Origin of the sequence: Thalassotalea sp. PS06 (genome assembly GCF_007197775.1) — a bacterium.
GTDB lineage: Bacteria > Pseudomonadota > Gammaproteobacteria > Enterobacterales > Alteromonadaceae > Thalassotalea_A.
Genome location: NZ_CP041638.1, coordinates 2,415,900 through 2,441,771, shown reverse-complemented (window position 1 = coordinate 2,441,771; position 25,872 = coordinate 2,415,900). Strand labels below are relative to the sequence as shown.

17 protein-coding genes are annotated in these 25,872 nt (G+C 44.1%); 4 read left to right on the top strand and 13 right to left on the bottom strand.

Going from position 1 to position 25,872, the window contains the following annotated elements:
* The first annotated feature begins 16 nt into the window (after positions 1-16).
* Positions 17-973 (top strand): DHH family phosphoesterase, encoded by a 957-nt coding sequence (locus tag FNC98_RS10815; RefSeq protein WP_143581250.1) that lies wholly within the window; start codon positions 17-19, stop codon positions 971-973.
* A gap of 20 nt (positions 974-993) precedes the next feature.
* Positions 994-2,004: a UDP-glucose 4-epimerase GalE gene (galE, locus tag FNC98_RS10810; protein ID WP_143581249.1), complete on the top strand. Its 1,011-nt coding sequence runs from the start codon at positions 994-996 to the stop codon at positions 2,002-2,004.
* Between the two features lie 73 nt (positions 2,005-2,077).
* Here the strand turns inward: galE and putP are convergent, their stop codons facing one another.
* From putP to FNC98_RS10765, 9 genes are all read right to left on the bottom strand, one after another.
* Complete coding sequence (gene putP / locus FNC98_RS10805; RefSeq protein ID WP_143581248.1) at positions 2,078-3,544, bottom strand: sodium/proline symporter PutP; 1,467 nt, start codon at positions 3,542-3,544, stop codon at positions 2,078-2,080.
* Between the two features lie 156 nt (positions 3,545-3,700).
* On the bottom strand, positions 3,701-4,414 hold the full coding sequence (locus tag FNC98_RS10800; protein WP_143581247.1) for a DUF3379 family protein: 714 nt from the start codon (positions 4,412-4,414) through the stop codon (positions 3,701-3,703).
* Entirely contained in the window at positions 4,407-4,973 is a 567-nt protein-coding gene (locus FNC98_RS10795) for a sigma-70 family RNA polymerase sigma factor (RefSeq protein ID WP_185968111.1), read from the bottom strand. The genes FNC98_RS10800 and FNC98_RS10795 overlap by 8 nt, the downstream gene beginning before the upstream one ends.
* Before the next feature lie 163 nt (positions 4,974-5,136).
* Positions 5,137-6,780 carry a BatD family protein gene (locus tag FNC98_RS10790; protein WP_143581245.1) on the bottom strand — a complete coding sequence of 548 codons (1,644 nt, stop codon included), beginning with the start codon at positions 6,778-6,780 and terminating at the stop codon, positions 5,137-5,139.
* Complete coding sequence (locus tag FNC98_RS10785; protein ID WP_143581244.1) at positions 6,774-8,708, bottom strand: vWA domain-containing protein; 1,935 nt, start codon at positions 8,706-8,708, stop codon at positions 6,774-6,776. The genes FNC98_RS10790 and FNC98_RS10785 overlap by 7 nt, the downstream gene beginning before the upstream one ends.
* On the bottom strand, positions 8,698-9,717 hold the full coding sequence (locus FNC98_RS10780) for a vWA domain-containing protein (protein ID WP_143581243.1): 1,020 nt from the start codon (positions 9,715-9,717) through the stop codon (positions 8,698-8,700). The genes FNC98_RS10785 and FNC98_RS10780 overlap by 11 nt, the downstream gene beginning before the upstream one ends.
* Positions 9,714-10,202: a DUF4381 domain-containing protein gene (locus FNC98_RS10775; protein ID WP_185967941.1), complete on the bottom strand. Its 489-nt coding sequence runs from the start codon at positions 10,200-10,202 to the stop codon at positions 9,714-9,716. Before FNC98_RS10775 ends, FNC98_RS10780 begins: the two co-directional genes overlap by 4 nt.
* Positions 10,190-11,176: a DUF58 domain-containing protein gene (locus FNC98_RS10770; protein WP_143581241.1), complete on the bottom strand. Its 987-nt coding sequence runs from the start codon at positions 11,174-11,176 to the stop codon at positions 10,190-10,192. The genes FNC98_RS10775 and FNC98_RS10770 overlap by 13 nt, the downstream gene beginning before the upstream one ends.
* 18 nt (positions 11,177-11,194) lie before the next feature.
* Complete coding sequence (locus tag FNC98_RS10765; protein ID WP_143581240.1) at positions 11,195-12,151, bottom strand: AAA family ATPase; 957 nt, start codon at positions 12,149-12,151, stop codon at positions 11,195-11,197.
* Positions 12,152-12,344: 193 nt separating this feature from the next.
* On the opposite strand from FNC98_RS10765, the gene fadI reads away from it, so the two are divergent.
* Positions 12,345-13,655: an acetyl-CoA C-acyltransferase FadI gene (gene fadI / locus FNC98_RS10760; protein ID WP_143581239.1), complete on the top strand. Its 1,311-nt coding sequence runs from the start codon at positions 12,345-12,347 to the stop codon at positions 13,653-13,655.
* Between the two features lie 5 nt (positions 13,656-13,660).
* Positions 13,661-15,787, top strand: a complete 2,127-nt coding sequence (gene fadJ / locus FNC98_RS10755) for a fatty acid oxidation complex subunit alpha FadJ (RefSeq protein WP_143581238.1) — start codon at positions 13,661-13,663, stop codon at positions 15,785-15,787.
* 774 nt (positions 15,788-16,561) lie between these two features.
* Here the strand turns inward: fadJ and FNC98_RS10745 are convergent.
* The 4 genes from FNC98_RS10745 to FNC98_RS10730 form a co-directional block, all read right to left on the bottom strand.
* Positions 16,562-17,071: a hypothetical protein gene (locus FNC98_RS10745; RefSeq protein ID WP_143581236.1), complete on the bottom strand. Its 510-nt coding sequence runs from the start codon at positions 17,069-17,071 to the stop codon at positions 16,562-16,564.
* A 178-nt stretch (positions 17,072-17,249) separates the two neighbouring features.
* Positions 17,250-21,800, bottom strand: coding sequence for an EAL domain-containing protein (locus tag FNC98_RS10740; RefSeq protein WP_143581235.1), 4,551 nt, complete (start codon positions 21,798-21,800; stop codon positions 17,250-17,252).
* A 165-nt stretch (positions 21,801-21,965) separates the two neighbouring features.
* Positions 21,966-24,728 (bottom strand): insulinase family protein, encoded by a 2,763-nt coding sequence (locus tag FNC98_RS10735; protein WP_185967940.1) that lies wholly within the window; start codon positions 24,726-24,728, stop codon positions 21,966-21,968.
* Between the two features lie 152 nt (positions 24,729-24,880).
* On the bottom strand, positions 24,881-25,744 hold the full coding sequence (locus tag FNC98_RS10730; RefSeq protein ID WP_143581233.1) for a universal stress protein: 864 nt from the start codon (positions 25,742-25,744) through the stop codon (positions 24,881-24,883).
* Positions 25,745-25,872 lie beyond the last annotated feature (128 nt).

Here is a 25,872-nt window from a genome sequence, read left to right as displayed (position 1 = left end):
AAAGGGAATAATAATAATGCATTATGATGTATTCAATGGTGATGCTGATGGGATTCTGGCGCTGTTACAATTGCGCCTTGCGGAGCCAAAACAATCTATTCTTATCACCGGTGTTAAACGTGACATCTCTTTGTTAAAGCAAGTCGAGACTGACAAAGCCTCTTCAGTTACTGTGCTGGATGTATCGATGGAGAAGAACATCGACGCTTTACCAGCATTGCTCGATAAGCAAGTACCAGTATTTTATGTTGACCATCACCGCGCCGGTGAGATTCCAGAAAGTCCTCACCTGACATCAATGATCAACACCTCTCCAGAGGTATGTACCAGTCTGCTGGTTAATGACCATTTACGAGGCAAATATCATCTGTGGGCGATTGCGGCAGCGTTTGGTGATAACCTAAAAGCGACAGCAAAGCGTCATGCCGAGATGCTGGGTTTATCGGCCACTCTTACTGAACAACTCGAGCAGTTGGGCGTATACATTAACTACAATGGTTATGGTCGCAGCACCGAAGATCTGCATTTCCACCCAGCCGAGTTGTTTAAACAATTACTGGCTTTTGAAAGTCCGGAACCATTATTTTCCGACAACGATTCGTTATTTTATCAACTGCAAGACGCTTACAATGAAGATATGAGCAAAGCCTCATCGGCAGACGTGTTGTTTGATGCGCCACACTGTAAGGTGGTTTGCCTGGAAGATGCGCCTTGGTCGAGAAGAGTCAGTGGTGTTTTTGGTAACGACCTGGCTAATCAGTCACCAGATAAAGCCCATGCCGTTTTCACAAAAAATGTCGATGATAGTTATACAATTTCAGTTAGAGCTCCGTTGAATAATAAGCAGGGCGCCGATGAAATCTGTATTCAGTTTCCAACCGGTGGTGGTCGCGCCGGAGCCGCAGGTGTCAATGCACTGCCTGCGTCGCAATTAGAGCAGTTTATTCAGGTTTTTTCAGATTACTATAAATAAAATTTCAAGAAGGAAGGGAAATGAGCTTATTAATTACAGGTGGCACCGGTTATATCGGTAGCCATACCGTTGTCGAGTTAATAAAAGCAGATAAAGAAGTGGTTATCGTTGATAACCTCAGCAATTCATCGACGTTAGTGCTCGACAGAATTGAACAGATCACCGGTGTAAAACCAACGTTCATTAAGGCCGATATCTGTGATGAGGCGGCGATGCGCCAAGTGTTCACCGATCATAATATTGACGGTGTCATTCACTTTGCTGGCCTGAAAGCGGTTGGTGAATCCAACGAAATCCCTCTTTCTTATTATCAGAATAATGTTGCAGGTACTTTGGTTTTGCTGCAAGTCATGGCTGAGTTTGATGTTAAGAACATGGTATTTAGCTCGTCTGCAACCGTATATGGTGAGCACAATGTTTCGCCATTACTGGAAACCATGCCGACTTCTGCAACCAATCCATATGGTCAAACCAAGCTTATGATCGAACATATCCTGTTTGATTTAGCGAAAAGCGATCCTGCCTGGTCGATTATCTCGCTTCGCTATTTTAATCCTATCGGTGCCCATGAAAGTGGTCTGATTGGCGAAAATCCAAATGGCATTCCGAATAATTTATTGCCATACGTAGCTCAGGTAGCGGTAGGGCGCTTGCAGCAGCTTCAGGTATTTGGTGATGACTATGATACGGTCGATGGAACTGGTGTTCGCGATTACATTCACGTTGTCGATCTGGCCCTTGGTCATTTAAAAGCGGTCGATGCGCTGGCTCAAAACCCGGGTTGTACGGCAATTAACTTAGGGACCGGAAATGGCACCTCAGTACTGCAGATTGTTGAACAGTTTAAAGCCATTTCTGGCGTAGACATTCCGTATCAAATCGTGGCTCGACGCCCGGGTGACATTGCTACCGTATTTGCCAACGCCAACCTTGCTGCTGAGAAGCTGCAGTGGCAGGCAGAGCGCGGTTTAAAAGAGATGATTCAGGATACCTGGAACTGGCAGTCAAAGAACCCGAATGGTTTCGAATAATTCTGATTGAAAACTCAATTGTAAGAGAGTAAAAAAGGGGCCTTAGCCCCTTTTTAGTTACCGGCGATTGCCGTTAAGACTGGTTCAGTTTATTGAACGTTTGCGTCTCTGGTAAATTATCCTGATAAGTTAGCTTAGAAACCACAAACCCTGCCAACAGAGCCAGAAGGAATCCTGGGATCATTTCATATAAGGCGAATATACCACCTAAATGTTTCATTTCTCCCCAAACGATGACCACGAGTGCACCTGTGATGATTGAAGCCATCGCCCCAAAGCGAGTGTAATGCTGCCAATATAATGCCAGGATTATGGTTGGTCCAAAGGCGCTACCAAATCCAGCCCAGGCATAGCTAACCAGACCAAGAACCGTGCTTTGCGGATTCAATGCAATCAAGGTGGCAAGAATGGCTATGGCCAGAAGCGAAAATCTGGTTAACCAAACCAGCTGATTTTCAGTTGCGGTTTTTTTACTGTATTTCTTGTAAAAGTCTTCAACGATTACCGAAGAGCAAACAATTAACTGTGAATCTATGGTACTCATTATCGCTGATAGGATAGCCGCGATGATGACGCCGGCAACCCAGGGGTTTAAGATCGCTTTGGCAAGAAAAATAAATACGGTCTCGCTGTTTTCCAGCGGCGAATCGGCATAATAAGCAATACCGACTAATCCTACCGCAAGGGCGCCAATCAGGGATAAAATCATCCATACCATGGCGATATTTCGTGAAGCAGGAATATCATCAACACTGCGGATTGCCATAAAACGAGAAAGGATATGAGGTTGACCGAAATAACCCAGTCCCCAGGCCATCAATGAGATAAACCCAATCCAGGAAAAGTTAGTAAACAACTCGGCATATTGTGGATTGACGGATGTCAGTATTTGTTCGGTCTGCTGCCAGCCACCAAGCTCCTGAATCGCCACGATGGGCAGGATAATCAGCGCCAGTAACATCAAACAACCCTGGAAAAAGTCGGTCCAGCTAACCGCCAGGAAACCACCCAAAAAAGTATAAGAGACAATAATCACGGCGCCAATGATTAGTGCTTGCAGGTAGTCCAGAGCGAACACTTTCTCAAATAAGATCGCACCACCAACCAGACCGGATGATACGTAAAAGGTAAAAAAGATTAAAATGGTAATGGCCGACGCCAGGCGCAAAATGCCGGACTTGTCTTCGAATCGGTTTTCAAAAAACTCTGGAATAGTCAGGGAGTTACCAGCTTTCTCAGTAAAGCCTCGAAGTCTGGGGGCGACAATGATCCAGTTAAAAAATGCACCAATAACTAAGCCAACACCTATCCATATTTCGCCAATACCGGACAGGTAAATAGCACCGGGAAGACCCAGTAATAACCAGCCACTCATGTCTGAGGCACCGACGCTTAATGCGGTAACTGCAGGGCCGAGTTGTCTGCCACCAAGGATATAGTCGCTAAGTGTATTGGTGGCTTTATAGGCGAAAAAGCCAATAAGTAAGGTTGTGAGCAGGTAACCGATAAAGGTTACTATTAGTGGGAGTTCCAATGTCATAGTTGTAATTGTAGTGTCGGAATAATGCTTTGCATCCTAACAAGTTATTTTATACCAATCCATACTAATTAGGATAGAACGACAATTGCAAACGTTATAAAAAAGCCCAGAGGCTTGCGCGTCTGGACTGATGTTTGATCCGGGGTTGCATTCTCGCTAGATTGACCACTCAATCGTTTCGTCGATTTTCTGTTGCCACTGCTCGAGCGATTCACGCTTATCGCCAAGAATGATCACTTCGCCTTGACGGTATTCCTGAGTCAACCCCTGAACTTGATTGTCCGCAAACTGTCTTGAAGAAGCCAAGTGCTGGACTTTCGGGATCACGAACACAGTGATGTTGTCGTACTTGCCTTCTAACACTAGGTGCACACTGTCCATGCCATCGAAGTAACAGTCTTTAACGGCAATGATTTTACCGATATCACTGCTGAACCTAGCGTTTACATCCTGCATCTTATCGTTCAGTGACGTCAATGTGAGTTTGCCATCAGCATGGTTATCAAACTTACCGTCTTCGTGATAATAGTGCGCTAGAGAGTAGTCGGCTACCGACGTATAAACGGGTGACGCGTTGAAATAGTTAACGCCAAGTCCCACTGCAAAAGCCACAGAAGCTGCAACAGCCAAATGCCAGCGACGTTGTTTACTCTCGCGACGGTGACTATCCAGGGTTTGACGCAAAATCAGGTTATTTGCCAGATTCTCAGGAACATCAACATTTAACGCACTATCGATGCGCGAGTCTAGCTGTTGGATTTCTTCGTAAAACCGAGCATTAGCCGGATTGTCTGCGGTACTCTTTTTAATATCAGCGCCATTGTCTTTTGGATTGGCATAGAGTCGACGCCGGAATTCTAATTCATCCATTACTTCGCCCCTTAATAGATTGTTCGGATTCAATTGCTTCTTTCAATTGATTTCTGGCACGGAATAACCGTGTCATTACCGTATTTTTATTTAGATTCAGCATGTTTGCTATCTCTTCACCGCTAAAACCGCCAATTACCTGTAGCACTAAAGGCTCTCGGTAGTCGGCAGGTAGTTTCGCAATTTTCTCTCGTAACCAATGATCTTCCAGTTGTTGTTCAGTAGTGGTACTGATGTGGTCAACAATACTGGGTTCTTCGTATTCGGACATATCCAGTTGTTTACGTTCGAATCGACGAGCATTTTCGCGTCGGAGAATTGTGATTAACCAAGACTTCGCGGCCTTCTCATCTTTCAACGAATCGAGGGCTCGCCAAGCCCGCAGGAAGGTTTCCTGAACCAGGTCTTCAGCCACATGCTGGTCGTGTACTAACCAAAAAGCATACCGGTACAGATCTGCGTGTAACGCATTTACCAGCGCTTCGTATCTTACTTGTTTACTCGCCATATCGTTAGAGACCTGAGGGTTAGCAGATTTCTTTCGAAAATTTTTCTGGATCATATGGTTAACACACTTTTTACATTCTATTAACGTAGGGAGTGTCAGCTAAAAACGCTAGTCTGACAGTAAGCATTACGTTACCAATGGCCTTTTTGATCTGCTTTTTAATTTCACTGTAAAAGATGCAAAGCAGGACTCACAAGACTGTCGAATGCCAAAATTAAGGATTCATCTGCATTTGTACTTTTACTTCTGGTTGTTTGCTATTTAACGACATCAGTTTTTGATACAAGGCTTTACCATCCCAGGAGGTATTTTGATTGCCGAAATAACAAGCCTGGAGCTCAGAAATCAATCTTTCCAGCTCATCGTCATTAAAGCTGTCAATGACCTGGCTAAGACTGGATATTGACGGTTCATTATTGGTTTGTGCTGCCCATTGAGGCAAAAGGGTTAGCACCAGTTGGCCGTCATTTTTCTTGCAAGCGGCGAGTAATTGCAAGTAGCTTGTGCTTGCAGCGCTATTAAATACCGATTTTGGATTACGGGACAGCTGCTTCAGAAATCCCCGCTGATAAAGCGAAGTTGCTAACCAGGCCAGGCTAGTTAAAATCCAACCCGCAAGGAAGAGCCATTGCAGGTTACTGCTTTTTTCGATAACAACGGGTGTTGCTGGCAGGTTGTCCTGACTTTCAGTCATTGGCGTTGCAACTGCTCCCTCGATGCTAAACGTGCGTTGTGGCAAGCTGGCATATTCGACGCGATTGGTTTTTGTATTCCACCAAGGGATCTGCACCTCAGGAATGGTATAGATACCAGGTTTACTGGGTACGATGGCGAAATCCTGAACCTTTTGCGAGATTAATAAACCGGCTTGCACATTCGATTGTGATTGTTGTTGGTCAGGGTATATCTTTATGCCGTCAGGGGTTTTGAAATTGATTTGCGGTAATTGTTCCTCAGATAGAGCTGCCGCGGTGATGGTAACGCGACGAGTAATCGGCTCTCCGAGGGGAAAACTATCAAGTTGGGGCCATTCATCTTCTATGGTAAGGATTTCACTGGGAAGCCAATCATCACCGACAAATTCAGCAGGCTTAGCTTTTACTTCGATATCGATGTCTTTACCTTCGACCCTGACTGGTTTTCCCTGATCAAAATTTGAAAATAGGGCACGGCGCTGACCAGATATTATCTCGCCTGCGAAAATAGGCGTATGCAGGGTAAAGTCGCCGCTGGTATTTGGTTTGACCGAATAGGAGCGTTCTATCGTTCGGTAACGAATACCGTTAATGATTTCCATCGACTCCTTGTCGTCACCGATTTGCTTGATCTCGGCACCAGTCATTTGTGGCTCGGTAAGGCTACCGGTTTTTAGCTCCTGTGCCAGGTGCAGCTTTACCTTTAAGGTAAATTGCTGTTGCACGTAAACTCGGGTATCGGAGACCTTGGTACTGATAAAAACATCTTGATTTTTTTTCGCGCGACTATCGTTAGCAGCGAGAATTTCCACTTCAATCGGCTTAGAGCTAGCCCCCTCAATGGTAAAGGCCGGGATGGTGTATTTTCCTGGCTTTTGCGGGACCAATACCGTTGTCCAACGAGTCATTCGCGTGGTTTTAAAGTTAACCATACTGGTTTGACTGCTCACTGACGTACGGCCAACGATGAAGTCTTTGTCTAAGGGCGAGGGATCAAAAGCGCTCGCATCCATGGAATCATTGGCAATTACCGTTAATACCAGAGATTCGTTAACCGTAGCCGGATTTTTATCGATACTGGCGGTTAAAGAATCAAGCGCCCAGCTGCTATGACAAACCAGCGTTAACAGGCTTAAGCTAAGTGTTAATAATCGTTTTACCACTTTTCTGTTACTCCAATACTACTTCGATTTTGGCGACGTTTACGGTATTCGAGTCGCATCTTGTTTCTAAGCAATAAATTCGGGTCATCGGTAACCTTTTTTAAAATCTGTTGATGTTTTTGTTGCTGTTCCAACTCTTGCTCAGTTAACTGTGCCTGAGATTCCTTCGCTTGCCCAGGCTCCTCAGATTTATCCTGTTGCTGGTCTTGCTCTGTCTGATTTGCACCCTGAGCTTCTTGTTCTCGTTGCTCAGAGTCAGGGTCTTCTTCACTTTGTTGCTGGTTTGGTGAATTTTGTTGATCCTGATTTTGTTGATCCTGATTTTGCTGTTGCTGGTCCTGGTCCTGTTGATTCTGGTCCTGTTGGTCCTGACTCTGCTGGTCCTGTTGGTCCTGATTCTGCTGGTCCTGGTTTTGTTGATCCTGGTTTTGTTGATCCGGGTTTGACTGATCTTGATTTTGTTGCTCTGAGTTTTGCTGGTTTTGGTTCTGTTGGTCCTGATTCTGTTGATCTTGGTTTTGCTGATTCTGATCTTGATTCTGATCTTGGTTTTGTTGTTCCTGTTGTTGCATCAACTGTTCAACAAGGGCTTTGTTCGCTAGCGCATCCTGGTGCTCCGGTTGCTGCGCCAGTACCTCATCGTAAGCGGTAATGGCATCTTCAAATCGTTGTAACTGGGCTAAAGTGTTGCCGCGGTTGTACACCGCATCGGTTCCTTCGAGAGCATTGAAAGCCTCTAAGGCCTGCTCATATTCTCCCGCTTTGTAAAGCGCAGAAGCTTTCCAGTTGGGTTGCTGAAATTGTTCGGCGGCACCTGAAAAGTCTTTTTCAGAAAATTTATCCTGCGCCTGCTGGTCGCTTCGTTTCCAAAGATCATCCCAAATTGAAGCCTGAACTGGCTCTGAGATGCATAAAGATGTGGTGAGTACTAACGGTACTGCCAATAATACGCCTTTGCGGCAATACAATAATAATACTGGTAAAGCGATTAGCAGTAGATAGGGCCCGAATTCCTGCCATTGGTCGCCCTGCATCTGCTGCTCCTGTTTTTCTGCAGCCGTTAAAACCCGATCATTATTGGCGAGGCGACTGATATCTTCATCATCATTCCGAATGGACTGGAAAATGCCGTCATTACGCTCACTAATTCCTGCGAGAAGGCGGGCGTTAAGTTTCGGGATAACGATATTACCACCGCGGTCCCGCATTAACTCACCATTTTCCAATGTGATGGGCGCCCCCTGTTCGGTGCCAATACCAAGAATATTGATACTATGCTCATTGTCCCGGCTAAATTCGTTAATGTCTTGCAGGTCGTCCCCGTCAATACCGTCGGTTAGCCAGTAAATATCGCCTTTGTTGTATCCTGCATTGGCCAACATGTCATTGGCCAAAATGAGAGCAGGGTAGGGGTTTGAGCCTAATTCCGGCATAATTTGCGGCGTTAGCGACGGAAGTAACAAGCGGATGTTGTTAATATCTTCGGTCAGCGGGCTGATAACAAATGCATCACCCGCATAAGCGATAAGGGCGACATCACCGTCTGACAATTTTTCGAGCAAATCGAGGGCTTTGAATCGGGCTCGGGTAAGGCGGTTGGGTTTAGTGTCGGTTGCCAACATGGAAAACGACATATCCATGACAATTACCGATGCTTTGTCAGTTTGATAAACCGGTTGGGGAAGCTTTTTCCAGGTCGGTCCGGCCATGGCGACGATCAACAGGCTACCAAGAACAACGATTGGCAATAAAGCTAATGGCTTGGCCTCACCATTCGTGGATAACAATACTTTATTTAAATGTTTTGGTACAACCCGCTGCCAGGCCGAGTTTGCAACTTTGAGCTTTTTAAGTTGCCATATCACGTACAGCAGTGCGAAAAATGCCAGTAACCACAAAGGGCGAAGGAAATGAAAGTTATCTAACATTATTAGCTCCTCGTGGTTGGCGGACTGCCTGATACAAAGCACTGAGTGTTGGCAGCAGACACAGTCCGATGATGATGATCATAATAAGCGCTAATGGGTAATAAAATAATGCGGTAAGAGGGCGCATTTGTTGCTGCTCTTGTTCTACCGGTTCAAGCTGGTCCAGCATCTGATAAATTCGACTCATTGACGCGCTATCGGTGGCACGAAAGTAGCTACCATCGGTTTGTTTGGCGATATGTTGTAAGCTGCCCTCGTCGAGATCTCTGGAAGGATTGACCTTACGGTTACCAAACAAGGAGCGCTCCATCATCACTTCCGCGCCTATGCCAATGGTGTAAATGGTTACATCATTGGCGACAGCTACTTCCAGAGCCTGATCTGGAGTCACTTTTCCGGATGTATTCTGCCCATCGGTTAGTAATACTAATACCCGATTCGAGTCTTCCTTGTTTAAAAAACGTTTTACTGACAAGGCAATAGCATCGCCGATAGCGGTTTTCTGCCCCACAAGGCCAATAACCGCCTCATCTAGCATTTGCTTAACGGTTTGTCGGTCATAGGTCATAGGTGTTTGCATATAGGCATCGTCAGCGAACAAGATCAGTCCAAGTCGATCACCCTGGCGGCGTTCAATAAAGTCACCAAGCAGAGTTTTGAGCATCTCCAGACGATTTATTTGCCGGCCATTGAGCTCCATATCTTCAATTTGCATACTGCCGGATAAATCAACGGCGATCATCATCTCTCGGCTTTCGCTTGCTATCGGCACTGGCTCGCCAAGCCATTGAGGACGAGTCAATGCCAGTACGAATAAACACCATAGGCTGATAAATATCGGTAGCGGCAGGTTACGGTTATTCGCCATGTAGTTACCACTGCGGACCTCCGGCAGAGTAAAGGGGACTTTTAACGCCGAGTTTGTCTGTGCCCGAGGTGGCAGAAGCTTAGCGATAATAAAAGGCAATGGCAGGCAAAGCGCTAACCACGGCCAGGCGAAGGTGATCATTGTTCACCTCCTTTTAAGTCATTGTTATTGTTGTTTGTTAAATCGGCATGCTGACAAAAAAGTATCGCTGCTTTGTGAATTTCAGGCGCATAGATATCGTGATCATTTTTGCGATAGTGTTCGACGATGGCATTTTGTGCCAGCACTCGGAATTTTGGCTGGATCTCGGTTGGAAGCTGTTTTAAAAAGAAGCGTAACAGGGATTCACCGTGTAAACTTGCCACCTTTTCTCGCTGAAAATAGTGCAGGCATACCCATTTTAACGTGGTTAATGACTGCTCACTACTGAGAGAGTCTGATGCCAACAAATAAGCAAGGCCCTGGCGCTTAACCTGCCAAAAACGTCTTTGCTTCAGATACCTTTGAGTGGCGTAAGCAATGGCCACGAGAATACAAATAATTAATATCCACCAACCTGGGGCCAGAGGCCAAATTGGGATAGCTTCAGGTAAATGGATATCCTTTAATTGCGCTAAGGGATCCAAGATACTACTCCTGATTTCAACTGTTGTTCTAAACTTTCTCCGGCTGAGAATGATATAAACCGGGCTCCTGCTTTGCGAAATAATGCCTGTAACTGGGAGATTCTTTTGTCAGCCTGCGACTGGTATCTGTGTGCAGTTTTCTTGTCACCCAATGTCAGTTGTAACTCATCCTCGCCATTGGTCAGAGCGACCGACGTTTTCTGATGAAAATCCGGCAGTTTCAATTCCATTGGATCGTGGATGTGACAAATGACCAGTTCACAATGTTGGCTGATCTGATTCAATGGCTTGATCGCCCGGCTGTCAAAATGATAACCATCGGTGATCAGGTATATCAGTGCTCCGGGTTTAGCTATTTGTTTCAAACGCAGGCAATTATCGTAAAAATATTGATTGTCGGTGTTCTCTGTCGATTGCAGCTGGTGTAATTCTTCCAGCGCGTGAAGATAGTGTAAAACCCCTTTCTGACGGCTTTTCGGTTTCAATTCCATATGACTGGTTTGATTAAATACCAAACCGCCTAAGCGGTCGCCGCGTTTGCTCGCATGCCAGGATAACAGCGCGGCAACGTGGGCCGCCTGAATCGACTTAAATAATAACCGAGAGCCAAAATACATGGAATTACCAAGATCGGTGGCAATAAGTACTGGTCGTTCAACTTCTTCACGAAATAGCTTGGTATGGGTCTTTCCTGTGCGCGCAGTTACTCGCCAGTCAATAGCCCTGATGTCGTCACCATTTTGATAATGACGGACTTCGTCGAATTCCATACCGCGGCCTTTGGTGCGCGCCAGATAGTTGCCGGCTAACTGACCATGGAGCGCTTTTGTGGGCGCTAAATCGATTAATGATACTTTGCCCTGATAATAGAGCAGCTCATTAATCGACAAGTGCACGCCATCACTGGCTAAAGCGGCCAGTTGCTGCTCGATATCGGCATGGTTAATGGAATCGTCTATCTTGTTAAACCACATGAGTTAGTAACTCCCAGGTTAACCGACAGCCACTAGGTTTAAGATGTGATCCAGTACTTTGTTGGTGCTAATGCCTTCCGCTTCGGCCTGGTACGTCAGCAAGAGACGATGTCTCAGGACGTTATGAAATACCGCCTGAATATCTTCCGGGCTGACAAAGTCGCGACCATTTAACCAGGCACGGGCACGGGCGCAACGATCTAAAGCGATAGTTGCACGAGGGCTGGCTCCATAGGCAAGCCAGTTAGCTAATTGTGCGTCGTACTTCTCTGGTTGGCGAGTGGCCATAATCAAATCAACGATGTATTGCTCTAATACCGGGGCTAAATAGATCTCCATTACTTCGCGACGAGCCGCGAATATGGTCTCCTGGGCAATAATGGTATTGGGTTCGGACTTTTGTTTAAGAGCCTCACCTCTGTTTAGGCGCAGGATATCCAGTTCACTGGCGGCATCAGGATAATCGATCTCCAAATGCATCAGGAATCGGTCTAGCTGGGCTTCAGGCAATGGATACGTACCTTCCTGCTCTAATGGATTTTGAGTTGCCATAACGAGAAAAAGGTCGGGCAATTGATAAGTGGTTTTACCTACCGTTACCTGTCCTTCAGCCATGGCTTCTAATAGAGCGGACTGGACCTTAGCCGGAGCACGGTTGATCTCGTCGGCGAGTATAAGGTTTTGGAACAGGGGACCTTGCTGAAACACAAAGCTGCCATCTTCTGGGCGATAGATATCGGTACCCGTCAAGTCGGCAGGTAATAAATCCGGAGTAAACTGGATACGATGGAACTCGGCATCAAGACCCTGAGCAAGGGCATTAACGGCGCGGGTTTTTGCGAGTCCCGGAGGACCTTCAACAATGAGATGACCATCTGCAAGCAGGGCTATCAGTAAGTTTTCAACGAGTTCTCGTTGGCCAATAATTTGTTCACTAAGATGTTCTTTTAAAGAGGAAAAGTATTCAACTGTCATAATAATAATTATTTTCCTGAACCTTGAAGTACCACGGCCTCAGCGCAAGTGTCTGGCTGGCGTGAAATGTTTCTATACTTAATTAACTGAATATATGGCTACAGGTATTTCGAAATCAAGACTTTTCATTTTTTTATTTAATAGATAGAATCAATTTATGATCAGGTCAGACCTCTTTGAATAAGGAATTATAATGACATCAATGCAAAGCCTGAAAACAGCAGGCGGAGACCGCGTCGCGATTGTCGCGGGTCTAAGAACGCCATTTGCAAAACAGGCAACCGCCTTTCATGGCGTTCCTGCCGTAGACCTAGGCAAGATGGTAGTAAACGAACTTATTGCTAAAAATGATTTGGATCCCGCGCTTGTTGAGCAATTGGTATTTGGTCAGGTAGTACAAATGCCTGAGGCACCAAATATTGCCCGTGAAATCGTACTTGGTACGCAAATGCAGGTAAATACCGATGCATACAGTGTATCGAGAGCCTGTGCTACCAGTTTTCAATCTACAGTAAATGTCGCTGAATCTATCCTGGTAGGTAATATTGATGTTGGTATTGCTGGCGGTGCGGATTCGACGTCGGTAAATCCAATTGGTGTTTCCAAAAAGTTTGCTCGCACGCTTCTTGATTTATCAAAGGCGAAAACCTTTTCGCAGCGAATGAAATTAATCTCCGGTCTGAAATTTAAAGATATTTTACCGGTACCTCCGGCGGTTGCCGAGTATTCGACAGGCTTGTCGATGGGACAGACGGCAGAACAAATGGCCAAGACCCATGAAATCAGTCGCCAGGCTCAGGATGAATTGGCACACCGCTCGCACACATTGGCCTCTAAGACCTGGGCGTCAGGCGTACTTGCCGATGAAGTCATGGCAGCGCACCCTGAACCTTTTAAAACCTTTATCGATAAAGATAACTGTTTCCGCGATAACTCTGAACTTTCAGGCTATGCGCGTTTACGCCCGGTGTTTGATCGCAAACACGGCTCGGTAACTGCTGCTAACTCTACGCCTTTAACTGACGGTGCCGCAGCGGTATTGCTGATGCGTGAAAGCCGCGCTAAAGAACTGGGTTATGACATTCTCGGGTTTATCCGCTCTTATGCGTTTACGGCAATAGATGTCTGGGAAGATATGCTAATGGGACCATCCTACGCAACACCTCTTGCTCTTAAACGTGCCGGGCTGACGCTTGCGGATTTAGACCTTATCGAGATGCATGAAGCGTTCGCAGCGCAGGCACTTGCCAATATGAAGATGTTCGGCAGCACTAAGTTTGCCCAGGAAAAGCTTGGGCAGGACAAAGCCATCGGTGAAATCGATATGGATAAGTTTAACGTTCTTGGTGGCTCTTTGGCCTATGGTCATCCGTTCGCCGCAACTGGCGCACGATTGATTACCCAAACCTTAAACGAGCTGAAACGTCGTGGCGGAGGTCTTGGTCTGACTACCGCCTGTGCGGCCGGTGGTTTAGGCGCCGCTATGATTCTGGAAGTGGAGTAATAACAATGGAAAATAATTCAACATTTACCCTAGAGCGCCAGGATAACGGCATAGCGTTTTTGAAAATGGACGTGGTCGGGGAGACCATGAATACATTGCGCGCCGAATTTGCCGATGAATTCTCCACCGTCCTTGAAAAAATTAAAAGTGATAATTCGATTAAAGGATTGGTGGTATACAGTGGCAAGGATAATTCCTTTATTGCTGGTGCAGACATCACTATGCTTGACGCCTGTGATACTGCAGAGCAGGCGACAGAAATTGCCGCTCAGGGGCAGGCAATCTTTGATCAGATTGAAGCACTATCCATCCCGGTAATCGCCGCCATTCATGGACCGTGCCTTGGTGGCGGTCTGGAGTTAGCGATGGCGTGTCATCAACGGGTCTGTAGTGATGACAACAAAACCGTTCTAGGTTTACCGGAAGTGCAACTTGGTTTGTTACCAGGTAGTGGCGGTACTCAACGCCTGCCAGCAATCGTTGGCTTGCAAAAAGCTTTAGATATGATGCTAACGGGGAAGCACCTGCGTCCGAAACAGGCGTTGAAAGCCGGTCTTGTCAGCGATATGGTGCCTCGTTCTGTCCTGTTGAAAGTGGCAGAAGAGTTAGCACTAAGTGGCAAGAAAGCGAAAAAGCGTAAAGCGCCATTTGTCGAAAAAGCCCTGGACTCAAATCCATGGGGTCGTAAATTAGTATTCGATCAGGCGACAAAAACGGTATTGTCTAAAACCAAAGGCAATTACCCAGCACCATTAAAAATTATTGATGCGATTCGCGTTGGTATTGAAAAGGGCCGTGCCAAAGGTTTGGCTCGTGAAGCCGAGCATTTTGGTCGTTTGGTTAAAACCAATGAATCAAAGCAGCTACGTAATCTGTTTTTCGCAACTACGGAAATGAAGAAAGAAACAGGCGTTGACGGCGTTGAACCAGCGGATGTAAATCACGTTGGCGTGCTAGGCGGCGGCTTAATGGGTGGTGGTATCGCTTATGTAACGGTAAATAATGCCAAGTTGCCAGTGCGTATAAAGGATATCAATCATACCGGTATCAGCAATGCGCTGAAGTACAGCTTTGACCTATTAAACAAGAAAGTTAAACGCCGCTTTATCAAGAAAAGTGTAATGCAAAAACAGCTGAACATGGTCAGCGGTTCTACCGATTACAGCGGTTTCAAACAAGCCGATGTTATTATTGAAGCGGTATTTGAAGATTTGGCGTTAAAACAGCAAATGGTTGCGGATATTGAAGCAAACTGCAAACCAGGGGTAATTTTCGCCTCAAATACATCATCATTACCGATTGGTCAGATTGCTGCCAATGCCAAGGCGCCGGAAAATGTCATTGGTCTGCATTACTTCTCGCCAGTGGATAAAATGCCGTTGGCTGAAATTATTGCCCACGATAAAACTTCTGATGAAACTATCTCAACCACTGTGGCGCTTGCTAAAAAACAAGGCAAGACACCAATTGTTGTGAAAGATAAAGCTGGTTTTTACGTTAACCGGATCCTCGCGCCCTATGTAAATGAAGCGGCGAATATCCTGTTATCCGGTGAGCCGATTGAAAAGATTGATCGCGCTTTAGTTAATTTTGGCTTCCCGGTCGGGCCTATCAAACTTCTTGATGAGGTTGGTATTGATATTGGCGCCAAGATCAGCCCAATCTTAGAAGCAGAGCTTGGCGAACGATTCCGCGCGCCAGAAGCTTTCAATAAACTAATTGATGACAACCGTAAGGGTAAGAAAACCAAAAAAGGTTTTTATCTTTATACCGGTAAAAAATCAAAGCAAGGCAAGGCGGTTGATGAGCAGGTGTATAGCCTGTTGAATGTGACGCCACAAGCTAAGTTTTCTGAACAGGAAATTAGCGAACGTTGTGTTTTGTTGATGGTTAACGAAGCCGTACGCTGTCTTGATGAAGGAATTATTCGCAATTGTCGTGATGGTGATATTGGTACCATTTTTGGTATCGGCTTCCCGCCATTCCTTGGCGGTCCATTCCGATATCTGGACAGCTTAGGGGCGAAAACTGTGGTTGAAAAACTTAATCAGTTCCAGAGCCAGTATGGTGAGCATTTTGCGCCGTGTGAAGCATTAGTCGCTATGGCAGATAATGATAAGACTTGTTATTAAATCAGGGCTTATTTAAGGGCGGAAATTAATTGCCGCCCGGTAAATACCAAGGGGCAAATGTTTGCCCCTTTTTTATTGGAGCAATTCTGGGCACTTTGGCCAGATGTTCAGTGAGCGGTCATCGAAGGATGTAATTATCGAACCTTTCCTTTAATAAGTTGCCACCTTTATATAGCGAAAAGTTACATTCTTTAACCAAATGTTAATAGTCCCGGCTGGTTGTTTTTGCTACAATTCAGCCCTCTTTTCAAAGGTGTTTCCAGTTTAGATATTAAAGGTGCGTTAAATGGTCCTCATGCTAATTGTTGTGTCACTACTAAGCGGATTGTTTTTTATTGTCAGGCAATCAAGTCAGGCTTAGGTTATAAGCGTTGGACTACTGCTGGCTTGATATTTGGCCCATTAGTCTGGCCAATGTTTAATATGGAAAAGCGACTGGTTGTATATCGACAGCACGGAACCTTTTACAGTTTGATCTACGTGTAACCCTGTATTCCAGGGCACACGCATCTCTATGCTTAGTCTTTTTTCAGCTTAATTCTCTGGTTATGACCACCAGTGATTCGCTGACATTTCCATCATTTCAATATTAGCCACGGTTGGCTTGCGTGAACTTGGGTTAAAAATCGATTTAATCATGTTAATCATGGCTCTACTCCTTATGACCACCAGTGGTTAGCTGGCATTTCCTTGATCTCAATTCCGGTAATAGCTTTTTTTGTTTGGCTTTTGTTGCTAAGTAGTGTTTTGATTTTAGCGATCATGGCCGTTTCCTCAGGCTTTAATGCGAATGCGAGTGTTAACTGTAGGCTTGATGCGAATACGAGTGTTAACTGTAGGCTTGATGCGAATACGAGTGTTAACTGTAGGCTTGATGCGAATACGAGTGTTAACTGTAGGCTTGATGCGAATACGAGTGTTAACTGTAGGCTTGATGCGAATACGAGTGTTAACTGTAGGCTTGATGCGAATACGAGTGTTTACCGTAGGCTTGATGCGAATACGAGTGTTTACCGTAGGCTTGATGCGAATACGAGTGTTAACTGTAGGCTTGATGCGAATACGAGTGTTAACTGTAGGCTTGATGCGAATACGAGTGTTTACCGTAGGCTTGATGCGAATACGAGTGTTTACCGTAGGCTTGATGCGAATACGAGTGTTAACTGTAGGCTTGATGCGAATACGGGTATTAACGGTATTTTTTGGAGTAAATACTTCCTGGTTTTCGATTGCAGGTAGAGTAGCCGCAGAGATAACTGCAGATAAAAGTAGTGAGCTAAGCATAGTAATTCCTAATTATTATTTTTAATAAATTTAAACTGCTCGAAATAATGCTAAAGCTGTGCCAACTTTTTAAATTTGTTGAAAAAACTTAAGTTTTATCTGATTTTTATGAAAAAATTTCAGAAAACAAAAAAGCGAGGCTAGAAGCCTCGCTTTTTTCTCTGAAATGAATCTTTTATTACTCAGTAGAGTAGGGGGTCGATTCCCGGGTGATAATGTGTGATAACAGATAGCGACTAAAATCTTCCTCAGATAGAGGTTTAGAATATAAATAACCCTGCAGCTGTTCACATTGTTTGGATTTTAAATAATCGAGCTGGTTTTGGTTTTCTACACCCTCGGCGACCACATCCAAGCCAAGGTTATGGGCGATGGTAATGATGGTTGCTACCATGTTTTTACCTTGCTCAGAAGCTTCAATGTCATCAACAAAGGCTTTGTCGATTTTAAGCGTATTCAGCGGGAACTTCTTCAGATAGGCGAGCGAAGAATAACCGGTGCCGAAATCATCAAGTGACAGGCTAATGCCCATGCTTCGCAAACGATGCATGGTATCAATCGCTTCCTGCGGCGAATTCATGACTGTGCCCTCGGTTATTTCTAACTCCAGATACTGAGCTGGCAAACGTGTTTCTGCCAGAATTGACTCAATCATCTTAACCAGGTTTGGCTGTCTGAATTGCACTGCGGAGAGATTCACCGCAATTCTGCCATTGAAAATGCCCTTATCAACCCATACTTTTGTCGCATGGCAGGCTTTTCGTAAAACGTTTTCGCCAATTTCGATGATTTGTCCGGTTTCTTCGGAAATCGGAATAAAGATATCTGGGCGAATAATGCCTTTGGCGCCGGCTTCAAATCTTACCAAAGCTTCCATACCGCTAACTTTACCGGTAGTGATATTGATCTTCGGTTGATAGAACACACTGAACAGATCTTCTTTTAAGCCGTGACGAATTAAGTTTTCCACTTGTAAACGTTTAACCGCCTGAGTGTTCATTGAATCATTAAAGAATTGATAGCAATCGCCGCCTTTGTCTTTCGCGTGATACATAGCCGTATCGGCATTCTTCAGCAATTCATGGGAATTCTTACCATCTTCCGGGAATAAGGCGATACCGATACTACAGGAAAGGGCAATTTCCTGGTTACGGATATTATATGGCTCGGCCACCGCCTTTAAGATTTCATCGGCAATGGTGGTGATTTCGTGTAGATCGTTGGTACCTTCGATGATTAAACTGAATTCATCTCCGCCTAATCGATAACAGGTATCTTTAAGGTTACCCACGGTTGCAATGCGTTCGGTAACTTTACACAGCAATACATCACCAATCTGATGACCTAATGAGTCATTGATTTTCTTAAAGTTGTCCAAATCAAACACAAGTAAAGCATGAACCGTATCCTGATTAACAAGAATGGTGTGGTTAGTCTGGAAGTAAGAACGATTTGGCAAACCGGTAAGGGTATCGGTATTGGCAAGTTTACGCAGTTCTTTTTCGGTTTCTTTACGTTTGGTAATGTCCGAGAACACGCCAACATAGTGCGTGATCTTCTGGTTTTCATCACGGATAACATCCATGGTGATATCAACAAGATAACGCTGCCCATTTAAGCGTTTGCTCTCGATTTCTCCCTGCCAGGAACCGTGATGAATCAGATTCTTTTTGAGGTTTTGCAAGAAACTGTGAGGGTACGATTTAAATTCTAACGGACTGCCGATTGCTTCTGAACGGGTTTGACCTGTAATTCGCTGGAAAGAAGGGTTACAGTCGACAGTGTTAAAGTCTTCATCATAAACCACAACCGCGTCGGAAATATTGGCAATACATTTTGCAAATAATTTCAGGCTTTCTTCGGTTTGTTTGATTTTAGAAATATCTTTAATCGTTCCCGTCATACGTGAAGGGGCATTATTGATATCTCTTTCGACCACTTTTCCTCGGTCTAATACCCAGGTCCATTTACCTTGATTATTTTTAACCCTGTAAGCAGCTTCAAAATGGTCGGTTTTTTCCATGAAGTGATCGTCAAGCGCCTGGTTAACACGGTTCGAATCCTGAGGATGAATGTTACCTTTATTGGACGCACCTTGTTTATTTCGCTGTCCATCCTGAGGGAAGTCAAGGATGCCCCAGATATTAGAGCGGAACATCTGACCGGTTTTAATGTTCCAGTCCCACATCTCATCACCAGAACCCCATAGGGCAAGCTTTAAGCGCTCTTCACTTTCTTTAATCTGGTAATTAACTAATTGCTTTTGCTGAGCCTGGCGATAGAAATAGAGCATTATCGACACCAGGATAAAGCCATAAGCCATCCAGGCCCAGGAGGTTAACCACCATGGCGGCAAAATGTTTACGGTCAATGTTGGAGAGCTTTTGTACTCTTGAGAATTAGAGCTGAATGCCTGGACATGGAACTCATAGCTACCCGGATTTAATTTGGTATACGTAGCCCTTTTGTTGGTGGAGTCGGTGTATACCCAAGCATCATCGATGCCTTCCATCTTGTAGCGGTATTTAACGGCACTTGAGAAGGTCGCATTCGGTGAAACAAATTCAAGGCTAAATGGTGATTGTCCATATTTTAAGGTGATGTCCTTAGATAGATATAATTGCTTATTGTTTGTTTGCTGATCAGGCGTGTTCAAAACATTTTGTAAATCGACCCTTTCATTGGCAATCAGTAAATGCATATTTCTTGGTGAATTAACCACTTCAGATTCTAACTTAATGTTGTATGGGAAAAAGCTATTAAAGCCATTCACACCGCCGAAATAAAATTTATTATCTGTGGCTTTTAAGTAGGAGAATGAAAAGAACTCATCAGCTTGCACACCTTGGTTGACATTAAAGTTTTCGGCTTTTTGAACGATCGGATTTAGACTCGATATTCCTTTGTTGGTACTTACCCAGGCTTTTCCGTTTTCGTCTATCAACATACCCGCTACTTTATTACTGGCAAGGCCATTAGCTTCGGTGAAATAGGTATATTGGTCAGTAGCCTTGTTTAAAGCCGCCACACCTTTGTCATCAAAGCCGAACCAGTAGTAGTCTGCCGATTCCTGAATCACTGTAATTGAGTCATCCAGGAAAAGATTGTTCTTCGGCAGTTTTAATGGTTGAAACTCTTTTTTATCGATATCAAAAAGAAAGATTTCCTGTTGTGAGGTATAGGTCCAGATATTGGCATTTTCGTCCACGTTAATCGCATACAAGTCATTCATTTTATCGGATGCTAGGGAAAAGCTTTGTAAACGTTTTTCCTGTGGCGAATATTTGAATAGCTTGGAAGCCGAAGAGCCAAACCAAAAAGCGCCTTTGGTGTAAATGTAATCAAGTCTGCCGTGCTGTTCTGTATAACCTTGCAGCCAATTCTCATGAACATTTAATTCAGAGGTATCGATGTTAAAGCTTAATAATCTTTCGCTGTTGGTAATTATCCAAAGGATATTAGCGTCTGCGTGAATTGAGGATATGGTTTCTTCTAAGTCAATATCCAACTTCTCAACAATCGTTGAGTTAACGGACTGAAAGTAAATGCCATTACTTTCAGAAGCGATCCAAATTTTGCCATCCGGCGTTTCGGTAAAAGCTTTGATATTTTTCTTATCGTTATAACTACCTGATAAATGGTGGGTGAATAATGATGATATAGAGTTATATCGACTCACTCCATCGTAGTAAGTTGCTAACCACAAGGAATTGGAGTTGTCTTTAAATATGGTAAAGATAAAGTCTTTGGTTACTTCATTTGTATTGAAAGCTGCAGACTCGAGAAAATAGATACGCTCATCTACTAAGTCCAGCTCCAGTAAACCAGCCTCTGTGCCAAGCCATAAAAACCGGTCATCGACTTGATGAATGCTACGCACTCGATTATTCCCAGGCTCCTGGGTGAAGTTCTGAGGCAAATAGTGCGCGGCGACGGTGATATCTTCATCGATTGCAAAAATACCGTTTTCTGTTGCCAGCCAGATCTTCTGGTTCAGCTCACTAATTTCCAGAATCGACTGAGCATCAATGTTTAATTTCCAGACATTTTTACCATTGGCCGGAGATACGAAATCTAAATCCTTGTTCATTACGAACAAACCGTTTTCGTATGTGCCTAACCAGTAATTACCTTTACTATCCTGGAAAATGCTTTTAATGGCTTTAACAACACTACTGTAACTTTTGAAATTAATAACGGTAAAATCTTCAGTGCTTTCGTTGTATTTATGTAATCCTGAGGCCGTCGATACCCAGAGGTTATTAGCTCTGTCCTCGTAAATGCTCCATATCGTGTTGTCGCGAAGAGAGTTGGCGTTGCCTTTTTCGTGGAAAAAATTGTCAAAGCGATTGTTATCTGCGTCATAACGGCTTAAGCCGTTGTCGGTGCCCACCCAAAGCACATTATTGCTGTCAACAAACACATTGCGAACAATATTATTAGCTAAGGAGAAGGGGTCGTCAGAGTGGTATTTAAAATGGGTAAATTCATATCCATCATAACGATTTAGACCATATTGGGTGGCCATCCAAATAAAGCCATCCTGATCCTGAGCTAAGGACATAACGGTACTTTGAGATAATCCCTGTTCTACCGAGATTTGTTGGAATTTAAGAGGCGGCTGTTCGGAATAGGCAACAACACTCAGACACAAGCCAAGAAACAGAATAAGGCGCTGGAGAAACGGCACATGCCTAGCATGCATTTTGTTATTGTTAGTAAAGTGCACAGGTAAACCCTAAAAGTTACAACTTAGTTATTAGTAACATTACATTAACCAAGGGATTTGTTATTGCTCGAATAAATTATTCAAGTTTTTTTTGACGTCAAAAATCATCTTAAAACAATTAGCGATCAATTTAAAGTTATGTGCACGTTGTTAAAGATTAACTCGTTAATATTTCAGTGAATAATGGTTGTGAAAGGACTTAATATTGGTGAACACCTGAGCAGGTGCTGAATCGCCCGCCGACGTGGTTCCCTTTTTATTGGTGGTAAGGATAACTGGCTGTAAACCTTTATCAGATGTTAATTGGTTATCAATAAAGTCGATCACCTGCTGTTTGTGCAGTTGTGAGACTTCCTTCTTTAAGATGCTGCGATTATTAAATTCGTAATCATGGTTGGTAATACTATGCCAGAATCGTTGACTTCGTATTCTCGGGCTAGTGTCTTTGGCATCTAATTGGTTGATGATGCCCTGCTGTATTTTGTCCCAGTTCTCCATTTCAGTATGGGTGGAAAAGCGTTGTAAAAAGGCAAATATTTCCTCCGCTAAAATTTCTGCGCTTATGTTCGGAGATTGCACAAAAAACGCGATTCCCGGGAAGCGATTCATCGGCATGTAATTTACACCGACAAGATAACCGAGTTGTCGGACCGTTCTCAGTTGATGAAAAAACATCGGAGCGATCATTTGACTGGTCAAAATTGCCAGTGCTTTACTTTGAAAATCATTAGATGGCATCGGAAAGTAAACTACGCAGGCGTTTTCATCTTCGGCAATGTCAATTACGAACCTTGCAGGAGCGGCGGAATTAAAATCGATGATTTCGGGATGTACCAGAGCGGTTGCCTTCATCGCGCCTCCTAAGTGGTTTTGAATTTTATCCGCCATATTTATGGCTTCTTTCTTAGGCCAGTTACCATATGCGAAAGCTTCAACGCTAAGTTGCGAAAATAAGATTGAGCAAAATTCGCGAAATTCATCAAAACCTGCGTCCTGCATTGCATCTGCTAGCTCTAATGCGTGCGGACTGTAGGGTTTAAATAGGGCATTGAGAAGACTAAATAACTGTGAAACAGGTTTACCTTTGGTCACATCACGCCAATTACTAATCAGCTGTTTTTTAAATAATTGAAAACGCTCGAGCGGTAAAGAGTGGTCACAAACCGCGTGCAGTAAGTTATCCAGCAACAAAGGCTGCTTCTCACTGATCCCGGAAATTTGTATGGTAATGCCACCTTGGTGAGAATAGACCTGGTAGTGGATACCCGCGAGCTCTGCCTGATAGTTCTGCTCTTGTACCGATTCACTAAATAACTCTACAAATAATCGTGTCATCGCAATCTGTTTTACCGATGCTATGGTGTAGGGAGATTCAAGGCTAACGAACACCTGTCCTTTTGGAGAGCGGAAGGTTTTATCTTGCTTAAACCAAAAATTAAATCCGGTACGCTGACGAACCTTCTCGGGGGTTGCTGTAGATTCACCCGAATAGATTGTCGGCTTTTCAACGATAAATGGATTGGCTTTGGGAAGTGTTAACTCATGGTAAACCTCGGCTTGTTGCCAACGCTGAAGTTTAAGAGGCGGGATTTGTTGCATTTGATACGGAGTCTGATACCAGCGACTGACGCGATCGGTATTTACTGATTTACGAATTTCCATCACCCGCATATTTTCGGCGGTAAAGTAGGCTAGAAATTTACGCAATAAATCGGGTTTAAACGCCTTTATTTTATAATCGCCATAAATATAATCCTGCTCCGGATAATGTTGCATATTAATGGCGAGCTGATTGACGTTTTCCAGAGGTTTACTGTTTTCTTTATAGTTAAAAGCGAATTCAGTGAGCGCTCTCTTTTCATTGAAATATAATTCCTGAATACCATCCTCGGTTAACATTCTTAGATATGAAAAAAGCAAGTCGATAATCTCTGTCTGGTGTTGCTCACCTTTTTCTGTAAGGGATATGCTGATATTAAAGTCTTTAAAATTGGAACCATTAACGCCACCACCTGAGGTTAAACTCATTGCCCACTGGCGTTTTTTGAGCAAGGAAAGAATGCTACCTGGCCCCTCGTGTCCAAGCAAATAGCTGAGATAGCTCACAGGTTTGTATTGATAGTAGGTATCGAGACCGGGTAAGGCAAAAGTAATGACCAGTTTTCTCTGAGATGTTTGTGGCGGTATAGCGAGTTGTATTGCAAGATTCTCAGGTAGATAAAGCGGTTGTATGATGGCTGGCTTTTCTTTAGGGCCAGATTTTATCTGATTAAATTCTTTACTTACTTGTTGCTGAACTTCACTAACAGCTAATGATGATTCAATCGCCAGTGTCATTCTGGGAGCGCAATAATAGTTATCAAAAAAGTCTTGTAGAACCTGACGCAAACTGCGTCCGGGTGCATCATTCAACGTTTCCAGGTTGCCAACAGAAAATTTACTGAAAGGATGCAGAGGGTTTACCGTCTCCTTCTGGACGTCATATATTCGCCGGGTATCTTCCTTGAGTTTCATTTGAAATTCGGCGTCAACATTATTTCGCTCGCTATTAATATGTTCGGCTTTGAGCAATGGCTCCGAAAAAAAACGACTAAACCTGGTTAAAGCCTGATAAAAAAACGGTTGCTCAATATCGAAGTAAAAGCAGGTATGCTCGGTTCCGGTCCAGGCATTATTGCTACCATTGTGTTGACTAATAAAGCTTTGGTATTCGCCGCTATCTGGGTAACTTTTAGTGCCGAGAAATAGCATATGTTCGAGAAAGTGAGCTAACCCCTGAGTATCATCCGGGTCATCAAAATGTCCTGCGTTTACTACCATGGAAGCTGCAGCGCGCTCGGTCTCTTTGTTCTCGACGATAACCACACGCAGACCGTTATCCAGAATTAGAGAATGATATTGCCTGGGGTCGTTAGGACTGGTCTTCAAAGGGTTCTCCGAACTCGATTTTACCTTATCACCGGTGGTGCAAGTGATATCGCTCAATGTTCAATAATATAGCTGATAAATAGCGAAGAGGTTTGCAGCGAAAGGGGCGAACAAGGTGATCCTTCATCTTGCTCTTTAGGTTGCTCTCTAGTTTAAGGTTTTAAGGTCAGGACGTTGGTTTTGAGTAAACTAAGAATTTCTTCGGCGGTATTGCCAAGCAATTTCCCGGTAATGCCTTTACGACCTATGGTGCCGACAACGACAAGCCCTGCCTGTAACTTAGCGGCAGTACTGGGAATGACTTTTTCTGGTTTCCCCGCTTTGATGTGAAAGTTTTCCGGTTCTATACCGTAAGTAATGGCGAGGGTATCTATTTTCTGTTGTATTTCTTCTCTGGCGTTGTCCTCTATTTCATCAAGGAACTGAACCCCGAAATCTCTTAGTACGTCGGATACCACAGGGGTGTAACAAACGTGCAAAGGAGCATCAAACACCGCTGCTAGATATTTGCTTGTGGCCAGAATTTTCTCATTAAGATGCTGTTTTTCTGGTTGTTCAGTTTGCAAGTCAACCGCAGCAAGAATACCGCTGCGTCGACGCCATTTATTTTCCGCAACAATAAGCACGGGAGCTGGACACTCTCGAATTAAGTGCCAATCTGTCGGGGTGTAAAACATGGTTTCGGAGCGGTGGCCGGTCTTGAGTACCATCGCCGGCTGATGTTTTTGCGCATAATCATTGACCCAGTGATGTAAGTGTTTTTCCCACACGATTTCACAGGTGTAAGGTATTTCATCGCTTAACAGCGATTCTAATTGTTGTTCGGCTTTTTCCTGCAAGCGAGCAATTAGTGAAGACTTCAGGGCGCTGCCTCGACTTCCCATGCCCCTCAGGTTCTCGTAATAAAAGTAAACAATGTGCAAGGTTATGCCGTCAGCAATGGATAGTCTTTTTGCCTGCTCAATTGCGGTTGTTGTTTTGAAATTGGGATCGGCGATCACCAGAACATTACGCATCAAATTCTCCAGACATTTGCTAGTGCTAATTTTAAGGATAATATTTTTCGAAAAATTTGCTTTGATTTAGATCAGTGATTTTCTTTAAAAATTAATAAGTAAGCTGCTCTTTTAAAGGGGGCAATCAA